2 protein-coding genes are annotated in these 602 nt (G+C 70.9%); both read left to right on the top strand.

The genetic code is table 11. The features are described from left to right. The coding region (locus L687_RS23325) for a DUF4097 family beta strand repeat-containing protein (protein ID WP_021198205.1) at window positions 1-419 on the top strand (419 nt) is incomplete at its 5' end. Continuing rightward, window positions 416-602, top strand: a 187-nt coding sequence (locus tag L687_RS0120600) for a PadR family transcriptional regulator (RefSeq protein ID WP_031206654.1), incomplete at its 3' end; no start/stop codon positions are given. The genes L687_RS23325 and L687_RS0120600, both read left to right, overlap by 4 nt.

Raw genomic sequence — 602 nt, 5'->3', positions numbered from 1 at the left:
CCGTGTCGGGCGACGTGCAGGTGCGCGGCCTCACCGGCTCGATCAGCGCGAACAGCGTCTCGGGCGATGTGGCCGTCACCGGTGCCGTGCGCCGGGCGACCGTCGACATCGTCTCCGGCTCCACGCTGGTCGACGCCGCGGGCGACGTGAACACGATCAACGTCAACTCGGTCTCTGGCGGCACCACCGTGCGCCTCGACGAGTCGCTCGCCGCGAACTACGTCATCCGGTCACTGAGCGGACGCCTGCTGATCGACGGGGTCGAGCGCAGCACCTCGGGCCCCAGCAACTACACGGGCACGACCGGGGAGCTCGCCGGACGCTTCGTCGACCTGCGCGCGAACTCCGTCTCGGGGGGCGTGACGGTCCTCCGCCGCACCCCGGCATCGATCGCCGACGACCCGGAGTGGGAAGCATGAGCCCCGCGGTCTTCTCCCACGGCGACCTGCGCCTGTACCTGCTGTCGCTGCTCGCCGAGGCGCCGCAGCACGGCTACGGCATCATCCAGTCGCTCACCGATCGCACCGGCGGCACCTACACGCCGAGCGCCGGGACCATCTATCCCCGGCTCGCGAAGCTCGAGGAAGAGGGGCTGGTCACCA

Origin of the sequence: Microbacterium maritypicum MF109, assembly GCF_000455825.1 — a bacterium.
Taxonomy (GTDB): domain Bacteria; phylum Actinomycetota; class Actinomycetes; order Actinomycetales; family Microbacteriaceae; genus Microbacterium; species Microbacterium maritypicum_A.
This window is presented reverse-complemented; position numbering and strand designations above follow the sequence as displayed.